Here is a 20,765-nt window from a genome sequence, read left to right as displayed (position 1 = left end):
ATGTCTTTCCGCAGGGCCGCATGAATCGCCTCGCCCCGATACGCGCAACCATAGTTCCTAAGTGTTTTCGATCTCAATCCAACACCGGCAAATTCGTCGTTTTTTCGGTCAAATTTCTGTTGCCGGCTAATAAATCCGACATCCGTTTTGTCAGCAACGTCTTCCCGTCGATGGCCATCGACGTCGCAGACAGCGATCTCGGCTCTCAAATTCGTCAGCGGCCCGAAGTCCCTGCGAATCACATGATTGCCCGCGATCTTCGGCTGGCGCGCAATTTGCGGCATTGCGCCCTTCATTTCCTGTTTCGTTTGTTTTAAGGAACGAACTCGTTTGGCTCACAGCCACCGCACTGCAACGAGGTTTCTGCCCCATGCTCGAATTCCTGAGAAAAGCCGCCCAGACCTGGGTCGTCAAAGGCCTGCTCGTCATTCTCGTGCTGTCTTTCATGGTGTGGGGCGCATCGACATCGATGATCGCGAACCAGTCGGATGCCGTGGTCGTCGTCGGTGACGTCAAGGTCAAGGCTCCGGACTTCCGGCTCGCCTACGAGCGCCAACTTGCGCTCGTTTCCCGCCAGCTCGGCACGCGCCTGACGCCGCAGCAGGCCAAGGCATTCGGCATCGAGCAGCAGGTTTATTCCCAGCTCGTCGCGGGTGCTGCCCTCGATCAGCTAGCCGGCGATATGAACCTTGGCCTTTCGGAAGACCGGCTGGCCAAGCTCATCGCCGAAGACCCGGCTTTCCACAGCGTCAACGGTCAGTTCGACCGCCTGACGTTCTCGAGCGTGCTGCGCAATGCCGGCCTTCGCGAACAGGATTACATCAACAACCGCAGCCAGGTCGCCGTGCGCTCGCAGATCGTCGATGCCCTGTCTGACGGTTATATCGCGCCAAAGGTGCTGAGCGACGCGATCGGCTCCTATCGCCACGAAAAGCGCTCGATCGACTACGTCCTGCTGTCGAACGCCAACATCGATCCGGTAAAGGCACCGGGCGACGACGTTCTCGCCCCCTGGTACGACAGCCGCAAGGCAAACTACCGCGCGCCGGAATACCGCAAGATCACCTACCTGAAGCTTGCACCCGAGGATCTTGCCGATGCGACGGCGGTGGTCGATGCGGACGTTCGTGCCGACTACGACAAGCGCAAGGACAGCTTCCGCACCGAGGCGACGCGCACGATCGAACAGCTCGCCTTCTCCTCGCGTGAGGCGGCAGACGCCGCGGCAGCCAAGCTCGCAGCCGGCACGTCCTACGACGACATCGTGAAAGCCGAAGGCAAGACGTCTGCCGACGTTCTGCTGGGTGACTTCACCACCGCAAGCGCTCCGGACGCAAAGATCGGCGAAGCCGCGTTTGCGATTGCTGCCGATGGCGGCACGTCGCCCGTTATCGATGGTGCCTTCGGACCGGTGATCCTGCGCGTGACGAACATCCGCCCGGAGACGGTTCGCAGCTTCGACGAGGTCAAGGAAGAACTCCGCAAGGAGATTGCCCTCTCCAACGCGCAGAACGAGATCATCGGCCTTCATGACAAGATCGAGGACGAGCGCGCGACCGGTGCTTCGCTCAAGGACATCGCCGAACTGCTCAAGCTGAAGGTCGCGACCGTCGACGGCATCGATGCGACCGGCAAGGACATGAATGGCGATGAAGTCGCCGGCCTGCCGGAGCCGAAGGCTCTGCTGCCGGACGCCTTCAAGGCTGAAGTAGGCGGAGAAACCCTGCCTGTTAACATCGGCCGCGACGGCTACGTCTGGTTCGACCTCGACGAAGTGGTTCCGGCTCGCGACCGCACGCTCGACGAAGCACGTGACGAAGTCGCCGCAGACTGGACTGCAGAACAGCAGCGCACGGCTCTCGCCACCAAGGCGACCGAACTGAAGCAGCGGATCGAAAAAGGCGCGACGCTCGCCGATATCGCAACCGAGCTTGGCCTTGCCGTCGAAACAAAGACGGGATTGACCCGGTCGACGTCTGATGCGGCGCTGAGCCCGGCCGCCGTCGCTGCTGCCTTCAGCGGCCCGGACGGCCACGTCGCCAATGCCGCCGGTATCGGTGGCGATGGTCAGATCCTGCTGCGGGTCACCTCGATCGAGAACAACGGCCCGACCGATGCCCTGGAAGACGACAGCCGTCAGATCCAGGCCATGGCCCGTGCCAGCGGCGACGACATTCTCGACCAAATGGTATCGACCCTGCAGTCGGCCTACGGTGTTTCGATCAATCAGACGCTTGCCGAAACGGCTTTGGCACAGAGATAAGCGGCAAGGAAAGCAACCGATGAGTGATCTGAAACCGTTCGTCGCCAAAGTCGCCGCCGGCGAGGCTCTCAACCGCGAAGACGCACGAGCGGCTTTCGAGATCATCATGTCGGGTGCGGCCACGCCATCGCAGATCGGCGGCTTCCTGATGGCCCTGCGCGTCCGTGGCGAAACTGTCGACGAGATCGTCGGCGCCGTTGCCGCCATGCGCGGCCGCATGCTCCCCGTCGACGCGCCGGCCGATGCTGTCGACATCGTCGGGACCGGCGGTGATGGCGCCGGTACCTACAATATCTCGACACTCGCCTCGCTGATCGTTGCGGGCGCGGGTGTCCCGGTCGCCAAGCATGGCAACCGTGCGCTGAGCTCCAAGTCCGGCACGGCCGATGCCCTGTCCTGCCTCGGCGTCAAGCTCGATATCGGCCCCGAGGCGATTTCACGCTGCATCAGGGAAGCCGGTGTCGGCTTCATGTTCGCCCAGCAGCACCATTCCGCCATGCGCCACGTCGGCCCGACGCGTGTCGAGCTCGGCACCCGCACGATCTTCAACCTGCTCGGCCCGCTATCCAATCCTGCCGGCGTCAAGCGGCAACTTGTCGGCGTCTACGCACCGCAGTGGGTCCAGCCGCTGGCGGAAGTATTGCGCGACCTCGGCTCCGAGAATGTCTGGGTCGTGCATGGCGAAGGCCTCGACGAGATCACGACGACCGGCACGACGCAGGTCGCCGCTCTCGATAACGGCAAGATCACCGCTTTCACCTTGACGCCTGAAGATTTCGGCCTGCCAACGGTCACCCTCGACGCCCTGAAGGGCGGCGATGGCGCACACAATGCCGTTGCGCTCTTGGCCGTCCTCGACGGTGCAGAAAACGCCTACCGGGACATTTCGCTTGCCAATGCGGCTGCATCGCTGATGATTGCCGGCAAGGCCGCAGATCTTGGTCAGGGCATGACGCTCGCCCGCCAGTCGCTTTCCAGCGGTGGCGCCAAGGCGGCACTGCAGCGCCTGATCAGCGTTTCGAACGCTGCCTGAGACAACGCTGCTTGAGACAAGGAACCGCGCCATGACCGATATCCTGCGCAAGATCGAAGCCTACAAGCGCGACGAGATCGCTGCGGCCAAATCGCAAACGTCAATCGATGAGCTGAAGGCTCGCATCGCCGATCAATCCGCTCCGCGCGGTTTCCATGCGGCGTTGGCAGCGCGCCAACAGCAAGGCCGCTTCGGCCTGATCGCCGAGATCAAGAAGGCGAGCCCGTCGAAAGGCCTGATTCGACCCGGCTTCGATCCACCGGCGCTGGCCAAGGCCTACGAGGCCGGCGGTGCGGCCTGTCTTTCCGTGCTGACGGATGGACCGAGCTTCCAGGGCGCGCCGGCGTTTCTTGAGGCGGCCCGCGCAGCCTGCGTGCTTCCGGCTTTGCGCAAGGACTTCATGTTCGACACCTACCAGGTGTTCGAGGCCCGCGCCTGGGGTGCAGACTGCATCCTGCTGATCATGGCATCGCTCAGCGACGACGATGCCCGGCGTCTGGAAGATTCTGCCTTTTCTCTCGGAATGGATGTACTGATCGAAGTGCATGACGCTGAAGAGATGGAGCGGGCGCTCAAGCTTGCCTCGCCACTTGTTGGCATCAACAATCGCAACCTGAGAACATTCGACGTCGATCTCGCCGTATCCGAGCAACTGGCGTCGATGGTTCCGTCTGATCGGCTGCTCGTCGGCGAGAGCGGTATCTTTACCCATGACGATTGCCAGCGTCTGGAAAGGAGCGGCATCACCACTTTCCTGGTCGGCGAGAGCCTGATGCGCAAGAGCGATGTCGAGACGGCAACACGTGTGCTCCTCACCGGCTCCGAAAGCGTGCTGGCGGCCGAGTGATGGGCAAGACCACACTCACGCATCTCGACAACAGCGGCGAAGCGAACATGGTCGACGTCGGCGCCAAGACCGAAACCGTCCGCATCGCCACTGCGGAGGGTCATGTCCGCATGCGTCCGGAGACACTTGCGCTGATCCTGGAGGGCGATGCCAAGAAGGGCGACGTTATCGGTACGGCGCGGCTGGCCGGCATCATGGCCGCCAAGCAGACGTCGAATCTGATCCCCCTTTGTCATCCGTTGATGCTGACCAAGGTGTCGGTCGACATCACACCCGATCCAGCATTGCCGGGCTTGCGGGTCGAAGCGCTTGCCAAACTGACCGGCAAGACCGGCGTCGAGATGGAAGCGCTGACGGCCGTCAGCATCGCCTGCCTGACGATCTACGACATGGCGAAGGCTGCGGATCGAGAAATGGAAATCGGCGGCATCCAGCTCGTCAGCAAATCCGGTGGACGCTCCGGCGATTATCGGCGCCAGGGAGACTGACCGACGATGTCGTTGCTTTCCGTTGAAGACGCGCTCAACAGGATCCTCGGCAGCGCCAGACCCCGCCACGCAATCGAACATGTGAGCCTGCATGAAGGCCTCGACCGTGTGCTGGCGCAAGATGTAACTGCACGCGTCACCCATCCCGCCTTCGACAATTCAGCGATGGATGGCTATGCGGTTCGCCATGAGGATGTCCACGCCATCGGTGCCGAACTTACGGTCATCGGCCAGTCCGCGGCCGGGCATGGCTTCGATGGCGAGGTAAAGTCCGGGCAGGCTGTCCGCATCTTTACCGGAGCCCCGCTTCCCGCGGGCGCCGATACCGTCATCATCCAAGAAGACACCGAACGGCTTGCCGACAACAAGATCCGCACCTCGTTCGCGCCGGGCAAAGGGCGGCATATCAGACTTTCCGGCCAGGATTTTGCAGCCGGCGAAACGGTGCTGCGCGCGGGAGACGTTCTGGATGCCGGTCGCCTGACGGTCGCCGCCGGCATGAACCATGCGGTGCTGCCAGTGTTCAAGAAACCGACGGTCGCGATCCTTGCAACCGGCGATGAACTGCTGACACCCGGAAGCATACCCGGTGCTGACCAGATCATTGCCTCCAACACATTCGGTGTTGCTGCCATTGCGCGTGACAACGGTGCCGACATCCTCGACCTCGGCATCGTCCCGGACAACCGCCAGGCGATCTCGGCGGCCGTCGAGCGTGCAAGGGCAGCGAGAGCCGATGTGCTCGTGACGCTCGGTGGCGCCTCGGTCGGCGATCATGACCTTGTGCAGTCGACATTGCTTGCGAGCGGGATGACGCTCGATTTCTGGCGGATCGCCATGCGGCCCGGAAAACCACTCATGGTCGGACAGCTCGGCGACATGGCGGTGCTCGGCCTGCCTGGCAATCCTGTATCGAGCCTCGTCTGTGCACTCTTGTTCCTTGAGCCGCTGGTCCGCAAACTGGCGAGACTACCTGATAGAGATCGGCTGACGACGGCCTGCCTCGCCTCGCCGCTGCCTGCCAACGACAAGCGCCAGGATTATGTGCGTGCACGGCTTTCGAGCGATGCGGACGGTTCGCTCGTCGCCCACCCCTTCCCGCGGCAGGACTCGTCGATGATGAAGGTGTTCGCGCAGTCCGATTGTCTGATCGTTCGCGCGCCGAACGCTGAAGAGGCGCCCGCCGGTACACCCTGCGAAATCGTCCGGCTCAGATAGCTTCCGGCGAAATCATCGGGATAAAACAGGCACCCCTTTTGGTCGACCGGACCCGGCGTCAGCAGAAACAAAGAATATTTGCTGTTCCATTGTCATATGCCCGACATGGAGACCCATTAATAACAGGATCATTCAATCATCGCTCAAGGCGGATGACTACGGATGTACTAGCAGGCGCCGTGATGATTTGAGGGAAAGGTCGGGTATTGCCCGACCTTTTGCTTTTCTACGGTTATTTGCTTTCCGGAACGATCATCGTTGCTGCTGCGACGGTGGCAGAGGGGGCGATCAGCGACGCCTACTGCATGTTTCCTAAATCGTATTCGATTTAAGGATAAAACATGACGCAATTCAAAGTGCTACAGCGACCTTTGCGCGCCTAGTAAGACGCGCGGCCCTGTAGGCAGCGTCGCGTCCCCAGCAAGGTTTCAGGCGGCAGTGTTCTCGCAACGGCTGACGAGGATCTTGTCGATGCGGCGGGAATCCATATCGATGACCTCGAAACGGTAACCGTGGGCGATCGCGATGTCGCCCTCTTCCGGCGTCTTGCGCAACTGCTGAACGAGAAAGCCCGCGATCGTTTCAAAATTTCCGTCGGCATCGATGCCTTCGATACCGATGGTCAGGTGGATCTCATCGATCGGCGTGCGTCCGTCGACCAGGTAGGTTCCATCCTCGCGCTGGCGGATCAGTGCGTGCTCGAGATCGTCATAGTTCGACGGCAGCACGCCGACGATCGCCTCTAGAATATCGGCGATGGTGATGATGCCTTCGGTGCTGCCGTATTCGTCGACGATCATCGCCATGTTGATACTCGACGACTTGAAAGCATCGAGCGCCTTCAGGCAGGACGCGGTTTCCGGCAAGGTATGGATCTCGCGCACATACTTGCGAACGTCGAGCGGAACGGACGTCGGGGCATTGAGGATTTCCTTCGCCAGAACCGCGCCAAGCACATCGCCGCTCGGCCCGTCGACCACGGGATAACGGGAGTGGCCGTATTGGCGGATCTTCTCGCCGATGGTCTCCAGGCTGTCGTTGATATCGATGAAGCTCATTTCGGTACGATGCGTCATGATCGATTTCACGTTGCGGTCACCGAGGCGGATGATGCGACGAAGCATCTCGTGCTCCGACTTTTCGATCGCGCCGCTCTCGACGCCTTCCGCCATGATCGCGTGCACTTCCTCTTCGGTAACATGGTCCGGATCATCCGGACGTATGCCCAGCAGCCGCATCATCAACGCGGCCGAGGTCTCGAAGAGATAGACGACCGGCGCCACGATGCGCGAAAGAAGCGTCATCGGCCGCGCCACGAACATCGCGAAGCCCTCGGAGTTCTTCAACGCCAGCTGCTTGGGGATCAACTCGCCGATAACGACGGAGAGGAAGGTGATGAGCGTTACCACGATCGCCACCGCCACCGGATGACCGTAGGGGCTGATCCAGGCGATGCTGTCGAAGAAGGGGGCGAACTTGGCCGCGATCGTCGCGCCACCATAGGCGCCGGCGAGCGTGCCGACCAGCGTGATGCCAACCTGAACGGTGGAAAGAAACTTGCCGGGGTCTTCCGCCAGCTTCAGTGCCGCTTCGGCGCGGAGATTTCCCTGTCTTGCCATCTGGCGAAGCAATGGCTTGCTTGCCGAGACGATTGCCATTTCCGAAAGAGCAAAAAATGCGTTGATCAAAAGCAGGACGAAAATGACAAAAAATTCGGACATGGTCTCCAAGTCACCGTTGACGAAAAGTCGCCCAATCGAGAGCGACCGTTCACCAGATAAGGCCAGCAGGCGATCCGAGCAAGCGCAGTTCTCGAAATCCGTGTCACCAAATGCGCTTCGCCCGTATTTCGCGAGGCGAGAGCGGACCGAAACTCGGACACGTCCGACGAAGGTGGCTCAGTTTTCGCCCGACCTGAGGGCGCCGCGCACGCGCTCGCGCCCGATCTTGATGACATTTTCCATCGCTGCGCGCGCGCCCGCTTCGTCGCGCCTGCCGATTTCCTCGACGATGCGGATGTGATTGCGGGCGACCTCGTCGACGCCGCCCTTTTCTTCGACGGGTGAACTCAGTTTGAAAATGCCGACCAGCGCCGCCTCGATCAGCCCACCGACCGTCCGCATGAACGGGTTGCCCGAAGCTTCCGCAATCGACAGATGGAATTTCAGATCGGCAAAGGCGAGGCTCTCGGCAGTATGGCCGGCCTCACCCATGGCGACCGCGAGGCGCATCATGCGGCTGATCTCGGCCTCAGAAGCGTTGCGCGCAGCAAGAGCCGCAGCGTGCGGCTCGAAGGCGAGACGCACTTCGGAGAGGTGGTAGAGGAACTCCTCGTCCACACCACATTCAAAATGCCAGGTCAGGATGTCGTTGTCGAAGAGGTTCCAATCATTTCTGGGCGTGACGCGCGTGCCAATGCGAGCCCGTGGCACGACCAGACCCTTTGCGGCAAGCGTCTTCATCGCTTCGCGAAGAACCGTGCGCGACACCTTAAAGCGCGCTGCAAGCTCCGGATCGCCGGGCAGGATCGACCCGATCGGGAACTCGCCTGAAACGATCGCCTTGCCAAGCTGGTCGACCACATGCGCATGACTGGTGCGCTTCCGCGTCCCGGAAAGGACAGTCTCCAGCAAGCTCCTGTTCAACCCACCTCCTCCAGGCACTCCCTTGCCTGACAGCGCCAAATGCAGCGCCTCAAAATGCTATATCTCGCCGGTCCACCCATCCCCACGAACAGGATGAGCAGGCCCAGGAATGGCCAACCGATTCCTCAAGCATTACACGAAATGCAGCCAAGCTGCACTATGGCTGAAACCGGCCCGCACGACCGTTGATTGCATCAATCTCGGCTGATTGGGTCATGCCGCAATAATGCGCCACCAAGCCTCGGCCCAATATATCGATAACGACAAACCCCGCCGTAACGGCGGGGTTTGAACATTTTCTGCGTTCTTCCGTTGTGCTTACTTCGGCAGCTGGTCGTCGACGCCTTCGACGTAGAAGTTCATGCCGAGCAGTGTGCCGTCATCCGACGATGCGCCTGCGGCCAGCCACTCGCTGCCATCCTGCTTCTTCAGCGGACCGGTGAACGGCTTCAGCTCGCCCGACTCGATCTTGGCTTCCGCTTCTTCGGCCAGCTTCTTCACGTCGTCAGGCATGTTGGTGTAGGGCGCCATAGTCAGGATGCCGTCCTTCAGGCCGTCCCAGCTCGACGTTGTTTCCCATTTGCCGTCGAGGAAAGCCTCGGTGCGCTTGATGTAGTAGGCGCCCCAGGTGTCGACGATCGCGGTCAGCTGGGTCTTCGGGCCGGCAGCGATCATGTCGGATGCCTGGCCAAAGGCCTTGATGCCGCGTTCTGCGGCCACCTGCATCGGCGCCGTCGTATCGGTGTGCTGGGTCAGAATATCGACGCCCTGGTCGACGAGCGCCTTGGCGGCATCGGCTTCCTTGCCCGGGTCAAACCAGGTGTTGGCCCATACGACCTTGATCTTGAAGTCCGGGTTGACCGAGCGCGCGCCGACGACGAAAGCGTTGATGCCCATCACCACTTCGGGGATCGGGAACGAGGCGATGTAACCGGCAACCCCCTTCTCGGACATCTTGGCAGCGATCACGCCCTGGATGTAGCGGCCCTCGTAGAAGCGGCTGTTATAGGTCGCCACATTCGGGGCGGTCTTGTAGCCGGTGGCGTGCTCGAACTTCACGTCCGGGAACTTCTGGGCGATCTTGATCGTCGCATCCATAAAGCCGAAGGACGTCGTGAAAATCAGGCCGCAGCCGGAACGTGCCATGCGCTCGATCGCGCGCTCGGCATCCGGGCCTTCCGGCACACTTTCGAGGAATTGCGTCTCGATCTTGTCACCGAGCTTCTTTTCCAGTTCCAGGCGACCGATATCGTGTGCCTGGGTCCAGCCGCCGTCGGTCTTGGAACCGACATAGACGAAGCAGACCTTCGCCTTGTCCCGAGCGGCAGCGGCGCTGGCAAAGCCGATGACGGCAGCGGTACTTGCGAGAGCGAGCAGTAGTTTTTTCATTTTCTTGACCTCTGTCGGTTTGAGAAACGTCCGTCTGGGTTGTTATTGTCACCGATCTGGCACAAACGGCTTACCGAGCGATGCCGGCGTATTGATCAGGGTCGTGCGCCGGTTATGTGAAATGAGGATGAGCACGACGATCGTCGCGAGATAGGGAAGCGACGACAGGAATTGCGACGGAATGCCGATGCCGAAGGCCTGCGCATGAAGCTGGCTGATGGAAACGGCACCGAACAGATAGCCGCCGGCAACGAGACGCCACGGACGCCAGGACGAAAACACCACCAGCGCAAGCGCGATCCAGCCACGGCCGGCAGACATGTTTTCCACCCATTGCGGAGTGTAGACCAGCGACAACTGCGCGCCGGCAAGGCCCGCGCAGGCACCGCCGAACATCACCGCGAGATAGCGCGTCCTGATGACGTTGACGCCAAGGGCATGGGCGGAGGCATGGCTGTCGCCGACCGCGCGCAGCTTCAAACCCGCGCGGCTCCTGAACAGGAACCAGTGAACGCCCGCGACCAGGGCAATCGACAGATAGAAGATGATGTCCTGCCGGAACAACAGCGGCCCGAGGACCGGAATATCAGCCAGCACCGGGATGACGATGGGTTGCAGCTTGATGCCCTGCATGCCGAGAAAGCTCTCTCCGAGCATACCGGAAACGCCAAGACCAAGCAGCGTCAACGCCAGGCCGGTCGCCACCTGGTTGGCAACCAGCGTCAACGTCAGGAATGCGAAGAGCTGTGAGAACACAGCGCCGCAGACGACCCCGGCCAGAATCCCGAGGTAGGGCGACCCGGTGATCCGGGTTGCGGCAAAGGCGCAGACGGCGCCCATGACCAGCATGCCCTCAACACCGAGATTGAGCACGCCAGAGCGCTCCGTCACCAGTTCGCCGAGGGCGGCAATGACAAGCGGTGTTGCGGCGGTGATGACGCTCAACAGTATGGCTTCGACGATCCCCATCAACGGCTCCCGTCCGTGTTTGTCTCGGCAAACCGATACCAGACCAGCCGGATGCGATAATGAATGAGCGTGTCGCAGGAGAGCACGAAGAACAGCAGCAGGCCCTGGAAGACGCGCGTGACCTTGTCCGACACGCCAATCGAGAGCTGCGCCGCTTCGCCGCCGAGATAGGTCAGCGCCAGAACGAGGCCGGCGGCGATGATGCCGAGCGGATTGAGCCGCCCGAGAAACGCGACGATGATCGCGGTGAAGCCATAGCCGGGCGAAATCACCGGGCGCAGCTGCTGGATCGCGCCGCTGACCTCGGAGATCCCGGCCAGACCGGCAAGCGCACCCGAGAGCAGCATCGAAAACCAGATCATCCGCCGCGACGAGAAACCGGCAAAGCGTCCTGCCCGCTCCGACTGACCGAGAACCGCGATCTCGAAGCCCTTCAGCGTATAACGCATCATGAACCAGACGAGGATCGCCGCGATGATGGCGAAGGCAAAACCCCAGTGGGTGCGCCCCGACGCGATCAGTTCCGGCAGGATGGCGTCAGCCGCAAAGCTGCGCGTCTCCGGGAAGTTCATGCCCTGCGGATTGCGCCAGGGGCCGCGCACGATCCAGTCGAGAAAGAGCTGGGCGACGTAGACCAGCATCAAGCTCGTCAGGATCTCGTTGGTGTTCATGTGCGCCTTGAGGAAGGCGGGAATGGCGGCAAACAGCGCGCCACCGAGCATGCCCATCAGCATCATCAGCGGCAGCACGAGCGGCGACTGCCACTCGTAAAAGACCACCGGCAGGATCGAGCCGGCGATCGCTCCCATGATGAACTGCCCCTCGGCGCCGATGTTCCAGTTGTTCGAGCGGAAACAGACCGAAAGGCCGACGGCGATCAGGATCAGCGGCGCGGCCTTGATCGCCAGTTCGTGCAGCGACCAGACCTCGCTCAGCGGCTCGACGAAGAAGCTGTAGAGCGCCATGACCGGGTTCTTGCCCAGTAGTGCAAACATGATGCCGCCGAAGATGATCGTCAGTAGAAAGGCGATGAATGGGGACAGGATCGAGAACAGCGCCGATATCTTGGCGCGCTTTTCCAGTTCAATGCGCATGCACAGCCCCCGTGTCTTCCGTCTTGCCGTACATGCCACCCATCAGCAGGCCGATCTTCTCGCGCGAAAGCTCGCGCGCCGGATATGGATCGGAAAGCCGTCCTTCACTGATCACCGCGATCTCGGTCGCCACCTCGAAGATCTCGTCAAGGTCCTGGCTGATCACCAGCACCGCGGAGCCCGCCTTGGCGAGATCGACAAGCGCTTGACGGATCCGGCTCGCAGCGCCCGCGTCGACGCCCCAGGTCGGCTGGTTGACGACCAGGACGGCGGGCTGGCGGTCGAGCTCGCGACCGACGATGAATTTCTGCAAATTTCCGCCGGAAAGCGATCCGGCCGGAGGATCTTCCCCGCTCTTGCGCACGTCCATCGCTTCGGAGATGCGCTTGGTCGCCGTGGTCACCGCGTCCCGGCGGATGATCTTGAGAAAGCCGCCGCCGAGGAAGGCCCTGGCGTCGGACCGGCTTCTGGCCAGCACGAGATTGTCCGAGAGCGGCATCGCCGAAACCGCAGCGTGGCCATGGCGCTCTTCCGGAACGAAGCCGGCGCCCATCAGCCGTCGCGCGTTGATGTTCCTGTTGCCGACCGGCCTTTGCCTGATCTGCACCGCAGCATCGTCTGCAACCGGATACTCGCCGGACAGCGCGTCGAAGAGTTCGCCCTGGCCGTTGCCGGCCACACCGGCGATCGCCAGCACTTCGCCGGCACGCACCTTGAGACAGATGTTCTTCAGCGAAACGGCAAACGGCGTGCGTGCGGAAACGGAAAGGTGGCGCGCTTCCAGCTGCACCTCGCCCTTGGTGCTGGTGCCCTCGGCGGTCACCGCCGCAACGTCGCTTCCGACCATCATACGCGCCAGCGACGCCGGCGTTTCCACCTTGGGGTCACAGGCGCCCGTGACCTTGCCGTGGCGCAGCACGGTGGCGCGGTCGCAGATGCGCTGCACTTCCTCCAGCCGGTGGCTGATATAGAGAACCGAACGTCCCTCCGCCTTGAGCTTGTTGAGCGTCTCGAACAGTCGATCGGCCTCCTGCGGCGTCAGCACCGATGTCGGTTCGTCAAGAATGATCAGACGCGGGTTCTGCAAGAGGGCGCGGACGATCTCGATGCGCTGGCGTTCGCCGACGGAAAGGTCGGCCACATGCGCCTTCGGATCGAGCGGCAGGCCATAGGCGTGCGACAGGCGTGAAGCTTCCTCCGCGACCTCGGCCAGCGAAATGTTGCCGTCCATCGACAGCGCTATGTTTTCCGCTACCGTCAGCGCCTCGAACAGCGAAAAGTGCTGGAAAACCATGCCGATGCCGAGCTTGCGGGCCGCGGCCGGGCTGGCGATGCGCACGCTGCGCCCTTGCCACACGATCTCGCCTACCGTCGGCGCGAGAACGCCGAACAGCATTTTCACCAGCGTCGATTTTCCGGCACCGTTTTCGCCGAGAAGGGCGTGGATTTCGCCCTGGTCTATCTGCAGGTTGATTTCATTGCAGGCCGCAAACGAGCCAAACAATTTCGTCAGGTTGCTCACAGTCAACAACGGACCGTTCGCAGTTGCTCCCTCAACAGGCACGCTGCCCTCTTTTCCCCTCTGTCGATCCCCGTCCGCCTTAAGGCTTCGATCAAGGAATCAGCAGTGTTGTTCCACTCGTTTTTCTTGTCTCAAGATCCGTATGCGCGCGACCGGCGTCGGCAAGCGGATAAGTCTGATTGATATTGATACGCACTTTGTTGCTTTGCACAATATCAAAGAGGGAATTTGCACACGCTTCAAGCGCAGGCCGCGTCTGCACATACCCGAAGAGTGTCGGACGCGTCGCAAACAGCGAACCCTTCTGTGCCAGAATGCCGATGCTGAAGGCATCGACAGGACCGGACGAATTGCCGAAGCTCACCCAGAGGCCGCGCGATTTCAGGCAATCGAGCGAGGCCGGATAGGTGTCCTTGCCGACCGAATCATAAACGACATCAACACCCTTGCCGTCGGTCAGTTCCTTGACCCGGGCAACGAAATCGTCCGTGCGGTAGTTGATGACGTGGTCATAGCCATGGGCAAGCGCCAGATCGATCTTGTCCTGCGATCCGGCCGTACCAATGACGGTTGCACCCAGAGCCTTTGCCCATTGGCCGGCAATCAAGCCGACGCCGCCGGCAGCAGCATGGAAGAGCAGCGTCGTTTCAGGCCCAACCTGGAATGTCTGATTGAGCAGATATTGCGCGGTCATACCTTTCAGCATCATCGCCGCCGCCGTCTCAAGCGAGATGCCGTCCGGCACCTTGACCAGTTGCGAGGCTTCGACGTTTCGCTCGCTGGCATAGGCGCCATCCGACGAGGCGTAGGCCACCCGGTCGCCAACACCGAAGAGGCTGACGCCATCACCGACAGCCGTCACGATCCCCGCACCTTCCTTGCCCGGGACAAAGGGCAGGCCCGAGGCGGACTTGTAGAGCCCGGTGCGGAAATAGACGTCGATGAAATTCAACCCGACAGCCACCTGGCGGATCTGCACCTCACCCGGCCCCGGCGGCGAGAGCGTAACGCCCTCCAGCTTCAGGACTTCAGGTCCACCGAGTTCGCGTACGACAATTGCCTGTGCCATCGAAGAGCTCCTAGGTCCGGCCGAGCTTGGGGAGGATCTGCAGGACGAAACCAATCACGTAGAGATAGATGCCTGTTGCAAGAACACCGGTCACCACCCAGGCCGGTGTCACGAAATGCAGAAGCAGGGCGTACATGCTGAGCGCCGACCAGAGGAAAAAGACACCGAGGTTGAGCGGTCTTAACCGCTGGACGCGCACCGGATGCAGGAAGTTGATCGGCAGGAAGGTCAACACTACCGATACGAAGACGACGATCGAGGCGGTCAGCTCGCTCGCCTGGATGACGAACAGCGTAAAGACGACCATGTTCCAGACGACGGGAAAGCCCGAGAAAAAGTATTCGTCGGTCTTCATGCCCATGTCGGCATAGTAGATCGCGCTTGAGACAACGATGGCGCCGGCCGCAACGAAGGACCATGGCTCGCCGATCATGCCGCTCTGGTAGAGCGCAAACGCCGGCAGGAGCACGTAAGTCACATAGTCGATGACGTTGTCGAGCGTGTCGCCCGACCAATTGGGAAGCACTTCCTTGACCCGCACCTTGCGGGCGATCGGACCATCGATGCCATCCACCAGCAAGGCCAGGCCGAGCCACCAGAACATATCGACGAAGCGGTGTTCGGCCGCGGCGACGACGCCAAGAAAAGCGAGGAATGACCCGGAGGCGGTCAATATGTGCACGGAGAAGGCGCGGATCTCGGCGTAGGGGACTCGTTTGTAGTTGAAAAACTTCATCTGCGGACGCCGCCTATCCCCTTCTGCATTTCCCCAGACAGAGTTTTACTCTCTGCCTCAACCGCTGTGGCGGCGCATTGCGCGTAATATGCACCCTTTGCAACGCATCGCCAGCAAAATTCAAGCACGACTTTGTCCGGCGAAGATTGTTCTGTGGACACTTTCAAATTGCTTCTGCGCTGATTCAACCCATTTATTTCGCCTCTGCCCAAGACTAGAAGTAAGATGAGATGAAAGCAGCAGGCGCTTGATGGCGCGAGCGAAAGGGTTCTTTCCATCATGGATCATTACGACATCGCCGTCGTCGGCGCTGGCCTCGCGGGTTCTCTGGCAGCGATCGCTCTCGCGGAGAGCGGCTACCGCGTCGCGCTGATCGGACCGGAACCGGCATCATCAGACGGACGGACGACCGCGTTGATGGACCAGTCGATCGACTATCTGAAGAAATTGAACCTCTGGGAGAAGGTGCAGCCGCTGACGGCGCCGCTATCAACGATGCGCATTCTGGATGGGACAAACCGCCTGCTGCGCGCGCCGACAGTGAACTTCCGCGCGTCGGAAGTCGGCCTTGCGGCCTTCGGCTACAACATTCCGAACGCCCCCTTCCTCGACATTCTGCGGGAGCGGGCATCCGAGACGGAGACGCTCGATCGCATGACGATGTCAGCGTCCGATTTCGACCTCTCCGGCGACAAGGTGCGGATCTCGCTCGATGACGGGCGCGACATCACCGCCGATCTGGTCGTCGGTGCCGACGGCCGTCGGTCGCCGGTGCGGGAAGCCGCCAAGATTTCGGTCAGCACCTGGTCCTATCCGCAGACGGCCGTCGTCCTCAACTTTTCGCACGAGCTTTCCCACCAGGACACCTCGACGGAGTTTCACACCGAGAGCGGGCCCTTCACCCAGGTGCCCCTGCCCGGCAACCGCTCGAGCCTCGTCTGGGTGCGCAAGCCCGACGATGCCGCAGCCACGCTGGCGCTCGATCTCGCCGCACTCTCGCGCGCCGTCGAAGACCGGATGCAGTCGATCCTCGGCAAGGTCACGGTCGAAGGCAGCCCACAGTCCTTCCCGCTGTCGGGCATGAGCGCTCATCGCTTCGGCAAGGGCCGGGTCGCGCTCGTCGGCGAAGCGGCGCACGCCTTTCCGCCAATCGGCGCCCAGGGTCTCAACTTGAGCCTTCGCGACGCGATGACGCTGGTCGATCTGATCGGCGCAAAGACGGACGACAATCTCGCGGGCGACATCGGCGACCGGTTCGACAGTCGGCGCCGCCTCGATATCGTTAGCCGCACGGCGAGCGTCGATCTGTTGAACCGATCGCTGCTGTCGAGTTTCCTGCCGGTTCAGGCGCTGCGCGCCGTCGGCCTGCACATCCTCTCGGCTGCCGGACCGCTGCGCAGCCTGCTGATGCGCGAAGGCGTGCACCCCGGCAGCGCGTTTCACGCGTTGAAGGACAGCTTACGGGAAAAGATCGGCCGGAAGAGCGCCTGAGCGGATCAGATAGAGCAGCCCGGTCACGGTTGCGACCGAAAGCAGCGTCGTGATCAGGATCGTCGCAGAGGCCCGCTCCTGCCAGACGCCATATTGGTGGCCGATGACAAAGACATTGGTCGCTGTCGGCAGCGCCGCCAGCAGCACGGCCGTCTGCACCCACACCGGATCATAGTTGCCCGTCAGGCCGAGCGCCGTGAACACCAGCACCGGATGCAGGATAAGCTTGGCCGGCACGATATAGCCGATCTCGACCGGGATGCGTTTGATCGGCCGGAGCGCCAGCGTCACACCCATCGCAAACAACGCGCAAGGAGCGGCGGCCTGCGCCAGATAGTCGATCAACCGCTGCGCCGGCAGCGGAGGCTGGACCGCGAAAAACGCCGCGATGACGCCGGCAAGGGTCGACAGAATGAACGGATGCAGGATGATCTTGCGGGCGATGCCAAGGGCCAGAACCGCAGGCTTTTCCTTTCGCCCACCGGAAAGCGCCATCATCGCCGGCGCCACGGTAAAGTGCGCCGCATTCTCGAAGCAGAAAATCAGTGCGACCGGCACCGCCGCCGCGTCACCCAGCGCCAGCAAGGCGAGGCCCGGCCCCATATAGCCGATATTGCCATAGGCCGCGGCAAAACCCTGGATCGTCGCTTCGCCAACGGTATTGCGCCGGACGTAGAGCCCGATGATGAAGATCAGCGAAAAGACCACATAGGTCGCACCGACGCTCGTCAGGATAAAATCTGCTCGTGTCAGTTGCTCGATCGGCGTTCGCGACACCAGCTTGAAGAACAGCGCCGGCAAGGCGAGATAGATGATGAAGGTGTTCAGCCACCCCATCGCTTCGCCTGGATGCTCGACGAAGCGGGCGGTGAGATAGCCGAGAAAGATCAACCCGAAGAACGGCAATACCAGGCCAGCAATTTCCGTCATGCCTCTCCCCGACCATGCTCATGCGACACATTGAGCGGGCACGTAATCCCCGCTCATAACCCGGTCGCTGTCGCGGTACCCACGCGTTGGGCACGATGCACACGCCCCTCACGCAATCGGGCCTGTTCAACCCAATATCATCAACCCGATCGATTCCAATAGGTTGAGGCGCACTTGGCTAGGGCCAACCCCGTCCATTGACCCGCTGATGACCTAGCCGATTTTCATCAGAATCGGGAAGGTCTGCTGGAACCAGATGGCGACGGAGCTGATGAAGCCGAAGAGGAAGGCAAGGCCGGCCAGCACCAGAAGCGCGCCCATCAGCTTTTCGACGAGACCGAGATGGCGACGGAACCGCAGGAGAAAGCGCATGAACGCACCGGAAAAACCGGCGGCGATCCAGAACGGGATCGCAAGCCCGAGCGAATAGACGGCCAGAAGCATGGCGCCGTCCGTGACCGTATCGCGCGCAGCTGCAACGCCGAGAATCGTGCCGAGCACCGGACCAATACACGGCGTCCAGCCAAAGGCGAAGGCAAGGCCCATGATATAGGCGCCCGACAGCGTCGCCGGCTTGCCGCCGCCTTGAAACCGCGCCTCGCGGGCAAGCAGGCCGATCTTGAACACGCCAAGGAAATGCAGGCCCATGATGATGATCACCACGCCGCCGATACGCGACAGGAGATCCATGTGCTGGCGCAACAGCAGGCCGATCGAGGATGCGCCGGCACCGAGCGACACGAACACGGTCGCAAAGCCGAGCGTAAACAGAAGCGCCGCCGGCAGAACGGCGCGCCGGGTGCTGCGGGCAGAAACCACCTCGCCGCTGCGGAACTGGTCGACCGACACCCCGGCCATATAGCAGAGATAGGGCGGGACAAGCGGCAGAACACAGGGCGAAAGAAAGGACAGAGCGCCAGCGAGAATGGCGGTCCAGATCGAAATATCGGCAATCGACAACGGCAAGAACTCCGGCATGCGGTATTTGGGCCATTCCTTAGCCGCATGACCGTGACGATACCAATCACCTTTTGGCGATCATTGCGCCATGCACCATTTCTTCACGAAAGCCGTAATTTTTGGGTTGACCGGCGGGAAGCTCAAGTGCATATGTCCGCCCACTTCCGCCGGGCTTCACCGCCGCGGCCAGGGAGCGCGTAGCTCAGCCGGTAGAGCAACTGACTTTTAATCAGTAGGTCCAGGGTTCGAATCCCTGCGCGCTCACCACTTAAATTCAAGCGCTTAGCTAAAAATCACTTGATCGCTGCTCCTTAGTGAGTCGCCACCGTACATCGAAATCCCTCAAAATCGCCGTGCCCTAACTGGAACGCCCTTGCCTTCCGCGTTGCTAAGATATGGGAATGCTTCGCCAGAAACACAGGTCACCGTACCGGCCGGCGCTGCTTGTACAGACGCAGGTGGTGACCGTGCCAGCCATTGGCATTCGGTAGCGGGCAGGAAAGTCGACAACCTCGTGGATCTTCTGAACTGGCTGTACGTCCGCCGACAGGCGGGATCGGTGCATTGGTCAGAAATGCAACTTTCTTGCCGGCGTAGTTGGAGCTTTCCCAGCGGCCGCGCGGATGAGAGGCCAAGCAGCGCGCCGGCCGCCTTTGAGAATCGGCACTATCGACAATTGCAAGCATTGCGTAGATGCTGAACCTCACGCCGTGGATGCAAAGACGTGCACCAGGCCCCGGGTTGATATCGAGCAAAGGGATGAAAGCATGAGAAAGCTTGTCATTGCGGTTGGAATGATTGGTACCCTCGCGTCCTGCACTCAGACAGAGCGAGGGACTGCAATCGGTGCAGGAACCGGCGCAATCATCGGAGGCGTGGTGAGCGACAGCTGGGGCGGCGCGGCTATCGGCGCTGTGGCCGGCGGCATTATGGGCAACCTGATTGGTCGTTCCCGGGAGCGTGACGGCTATTGTATCTATCGGGATCGCTATGGCCGCCGCTTCGAAGCACGCTGCCAATAGCAGCAGCCCAGGCGTCCGATAGCGCGACCGCCAAACATAATAATGGCTGGCAAAGGTTCGGTGCGCTCACAACCTTCAGATCCCCTCGCCACCTTCCGACGTCGCACCCGCGCCGCGGTGCCTGCTACGCATCTTCAGCGGGCTCGTCCCATATTCGCGGCTATAGGCGCGGGAAAAAGCCGACAGGCTGTCGAAGCCACAGCGCAGCGCGATCTCGCGGATCGGGCTGCCCGAATCGCGCACCAGTCGATGCGCCACCTGCAGGCGCAGGCGCAGGTAATAGGCGCCGGGGCTGGTCGATAATCCCTTTGTAAACAGCAGTTCCAGCTTCCGCTGCGAAATGGACAGCCGGCGTGCAAGCGCCGACACCGTCAGCGGCCGTTCGAGCGTTCGCTCCATCAGGCGGATCGCCTCAGCCAAACCGGGATCGCGGGTCTCGATCCGCCCGAGAGACACCACGGGCTGGATGTCCGTCGCGCTGTGGGTCTGGTCGTAGACGAAGATGCTGGCGACATCGAGCGCCAGCGCCGAGCCGAGGCGCTGGGTGATGAGGTGCAGCATCATGTCGAAGGTCGGTGACGCACCACCGGAGGTCCAGAACTTTCCATCGGTGACGAACCGATCCCCCAGCACCGTCAATGCTGGAAATGCCTGGCTGAAATCCTCCAGCTCCTCCCAGTGGGCGGTTGCCTTGCGGCCGTTGAGCAGACCGCTGCGGCCGAGCAGCCAGCAGCCCGATTCGATGCCGGCCACGATGCCAAAATGGCGGGCGCATTCCTGAAGCGTGGCGATGAACCGGCGCCCGACATGCCGATCGAGATTGAAGCCACCGATCGCCAGCAGGACATCGCCTTCAAGCGGCAGCGAGAACGTGCCGTCGACCGCGATCGGTATACCGCATGTCAGGATGACCGGCTCACCGTCGGCCGAAAGCAACCGCCAACGAAAGACCTGGCGGCCCGAGACGCGGTTGGCAGCGCGCATCGGATCCAGCACGGAGGCCAGCGACATGATCGACGATTCCGGCAGCACGACCACCACGACATCGATCATAGATTGTATTTTCTCAGTGCCAGACATGCGAGAAAT

Annotated in this window: 19 protein-coding genes and 1 tRNA gene; 9 read left to right on the top strand and 11 right to left on the bottom strand. The window is 61.5% G+C overall.

Features of this window, described 5'->3' with window-relative positions:
- Nucleotides 1-20: 20 nt before the first annotated feature.
- The 6 genes from J3R84_RS06915 to J3R84_RS06890 are packed head-to-tail and all read left to right on the top strand — an operon-like array spanning nt 21 to nt 5,849.
- Complete coding sequence (locus tag J3R84_RS06915) at nt 21-317, top strand: hypothetical protein (protein ID WP_057209401.1); 297 nt, start codon at nt 21-23, stop codon at nt 315-317.
- A 53-nt stretch (nt 318-370) separates the two neighbouring features.
- Entirely contained in the window at nt 371-2,263 is a 1,893-nt protein-coding gene (locus J3R84_RS06910; protein ID WP_025427000.1) for a peptidylprolyl isomerase, read from the top strand.
- 19 nt (nt 2,264-2,282) lie between these two features.
- Nucleotides 2,283-3,296, top strand: a complete 1,014-nt coding sequence (trpD, locus tag J3R84_RS06905) for an anthranilate phosphoribosyltransferase (protein WP_025426999.1) — start codon at nt 2,283-2,285, stop codon at nt 3,294-3,296.
- Between the two features lie 31 nt (nt 3,297-3,327).
- Nucleotides 3,328-4,143 carry an indole-3-glycerol phosphate synthase TrpC gene (gene trpC / locus J3R84_RS06900; protein WP_203527196.1) on the top strand — a complete coding sequence of 272 codons (816 nt, stop codon included), beginning with the start codon at nt 3,328-3,330 and terminating at the stop codon, nt 4,141-4,143.
- Complete coding sequence (moaC, locus tag J3R84_RS06895; RefSeq protein WP_025426997.1) at nt 4,143-4,631, top strand: cyclic pyranopterin monophosphate synthase MoaC; 489 nt, start codon at nt 4,143-4,145, stop codon at nt 4,629-4,631. Before trpC ends, moaC begins: the two co-directional genes overlap by 1 nt.
- A 6-nt stretch (nt 4,632-4,637) precedes the next feature.
- Nucleotides 4,638-5,849 (top strand): molybdopterin molybdotransferase MoeA, encoded by a 1,212-nt coding sequence (locus tag J3R84_RS06890; protein WP_057209404.1) that lies wholly within the window; start codon nt 4,638-4,640, stop codon nt 5,847-5,849.
- A gap of 428 nt (nt 5,850-6,277) precedes the next feature.
- Here the strand turns inward: J3R84_RS06890 and J3R84_RS06885 are convergent, their stop codons facing one another.
- The 8 genes from J3R84_RS06885 to pcsA form a co-directional block, all read right to left on the bottom strand.
- Nucleotides 6,278-7,570 carry a hemolysin family protein gene (locus J3R84_RS06885; RefSeq protein WP_025426996.1) on the bottom strand — a complete coding sequence of 431 codons (1,293 nt, stop codon included), beginning with the start codon at nt 7,568-7,570 and terminating at the stop codon, nt 6,278-6,280.
- A gap of 177 nt (nt 7,571-7,747) precedes the next feature.
- The gene (locus J3R84_RS06880; RefSeq protein WP_025426995.1) at nt 7,748-8,494 is read right to left on the bottom strand and encodes a FadR/GntR family transcriptional regulator; all 747 of its coding nucleotides are present in this window, start codon (nt 8,492-8,494) and stop codon (nt 7,748-7,750) included.
- Nucleotides 8,495-8,812: 318 nt separating this feature from the next.
- A complete protein-coding gene (locus tag J3R84_RS06875) occupies nt 8,813-9,883 on the bottom strand; it encodes a BMP family ABC transporter substrate-binding protein (protein WP_203527198.1) in 1,071 nt (356 codons plus the stop codon).
- Between the two features lie 48 nt (nt 9,884-9,931).
- Nucleotides 9,932-10,852, bottom strand: a complete 921-nt coding sequence (locus J3R84_RS06870) for an ABC transporter permease (RefSeq protein ID WP_025426993.1) — start codon at nt 10,850-10,852, stop codon at nt 9,932-9,934.
- Nucleotides 10,852-11,946, bottom strand: a complete 1,095-nt coding sequence (locus tag J3R84_RS06865; RefSeq protein ID WP_057209407.1) for an ABC transporter permease — start codon at nt 11,944-11,946, stop codon at nt 10,852-10,854. The genes J3R84_RS06870 and J3R84_RS06865 overlap by 1 nt, the downstream gene beginning before the upstream one ends.
- A complete protein-coding gene (locus J3R84_RS06860) occupies nt 11,936-13,510 on the bottom strand; it encodes an ABC transporter ATP-binding protein (protein ID WP_057209410.1) in 1,575 nt (524 codons plus the stop codon). Before J3R84_RS06860 ends, J3R84_RS06865 begins: the two co-directional genes overlap by 11 nt.
- Nucleotides 13,511-13,559: 49 nt before the next feature.
- Nucleotides 13,560-14,537, bottom strand: a complete 978-nt coding sequence (locus tag J3R84_RS06855) for a quinone oxidoreductase family protein (RefSeq protein ID WP_025426990.1) — start codon at nt 14,535-14,537, stop codon at nt 13,560-13,562.
- A gap of 10 nt (nt 14,538-14,547) precedes the next feature.
- Nucleotides 14,548-15,273 carry a phosphatidylcholine synthase gene (pcsA, locus tag J3R84_RS06850; RefSeq protein WP_025426989.1) on the bottom strand — a complete coding sequence of 242 codons (726 nt, stop codon included), beginning with the start codon at nt 15,271-15,273 and terminating at the stop codon, nt 14,548-14,550.
- Nucleotides 15,274-15,552: 279 nt separating this feature from the next.
- Here pcsA and J3R84_RS06845 point away from each other — a divergent pair, with 279 nt between their 5' ends.
- On the top strand, nt 15,553-16,764 hold the full coding sequence (locus tag J3R84_RS06845) for a UbiH/UbiF family hydroxylase (protein WP_025426988.1): 1,212 nt from the start codon (nt 15,553-15,555) through the stop codon (nt 16,762-16,764).
- On the opposite strand, the gene J3R84_RS06840 is transcribed toward J3R84_RS06845, so the two are convergent.
- The gene (locus tag J3R84_RS06840) at nt 16,732-17,694 is read right to left on the bottom strand and encodes an AEC family transporter (protein ID WP_025426987.1); all 963 of its coding nucleotides are present in this window, start codon (nt 17,692-17,694) and stop codon (nt 16,732-16,734) included. The genes J3R84_RS06845 and J3R84_RS06840 overlap by 33 nt on opposite strands.
- 213 nt (nt 17,695-17,907) lie before the next feature.
- A complete protein-coding gene (locus J3R84_RS06835) occupies nt 17,908-18,654 on the bottom strand; it encodes a cytochrome c biogenesis CcdA family protein (RefSeq protein ID WP_025426986.1) in 747 nt (248 codons plus the stop codon).
- A gap of 191 nt (nt 18,655-18,845) precedes the next feature.
- On the opposite strand from J3R84_RS06835, the gene J3R84_RS06830 reads away from it, so the two are divergent.
- A tRNA-Lys gene (locus J3R84_RS06830) sits at nt 18,846-18,921 on the top strand.
- Between the two features lie 500 nt (nt 18,922-19,421).
- The gene (locus tag J3R84_RS06825) at nt 19,422-19,676 is read left to right on the top strand and encodes a YMGG-like glycine zipper-containing protein (protein ID WP_025426985.1); all 255 of its coding nucleotides are present in this window, start codon (nt 19,422-19,424) and stop codon (nt 19,674-19,676) included.
- 75 nt (nt 19,677-19,751) lie between these two features.
- On the opposite strand, the gene J3R84_RS06820 is transcribed toward J3R84_RS06825, so the two are convergent.
- Nucleotides 19,752-20,756, bottom strand: a complete 1,005-nt coding sequence (locus J3R84_RS06820) for a GlxA family transcriptional regulator (RefSeq protein WP_025426984.1) — start codon at nt 20,754-20,756, stop codon at nt 19,752-19,754.
- Between the last annotated feature and the right edge of the window lie 9 nt (nt 20,757-20,765).

The organism is Ensifer canadensis (assembly GCF_017488845.2).
In the GTDB taxonomy this organism is placed as follows: domain Bacteria; phylum Pseudomonadota; class Alphaproteobacteria; order Rhizobiales; family Rhizobiaceae; genus Ensifer; species Ensifer canadensis.
The sequence above is the reverse complement of the archived record's forward strand: the minus strand, read 5'-3'. Positions and strand labels throughout refer to the sequence as shown.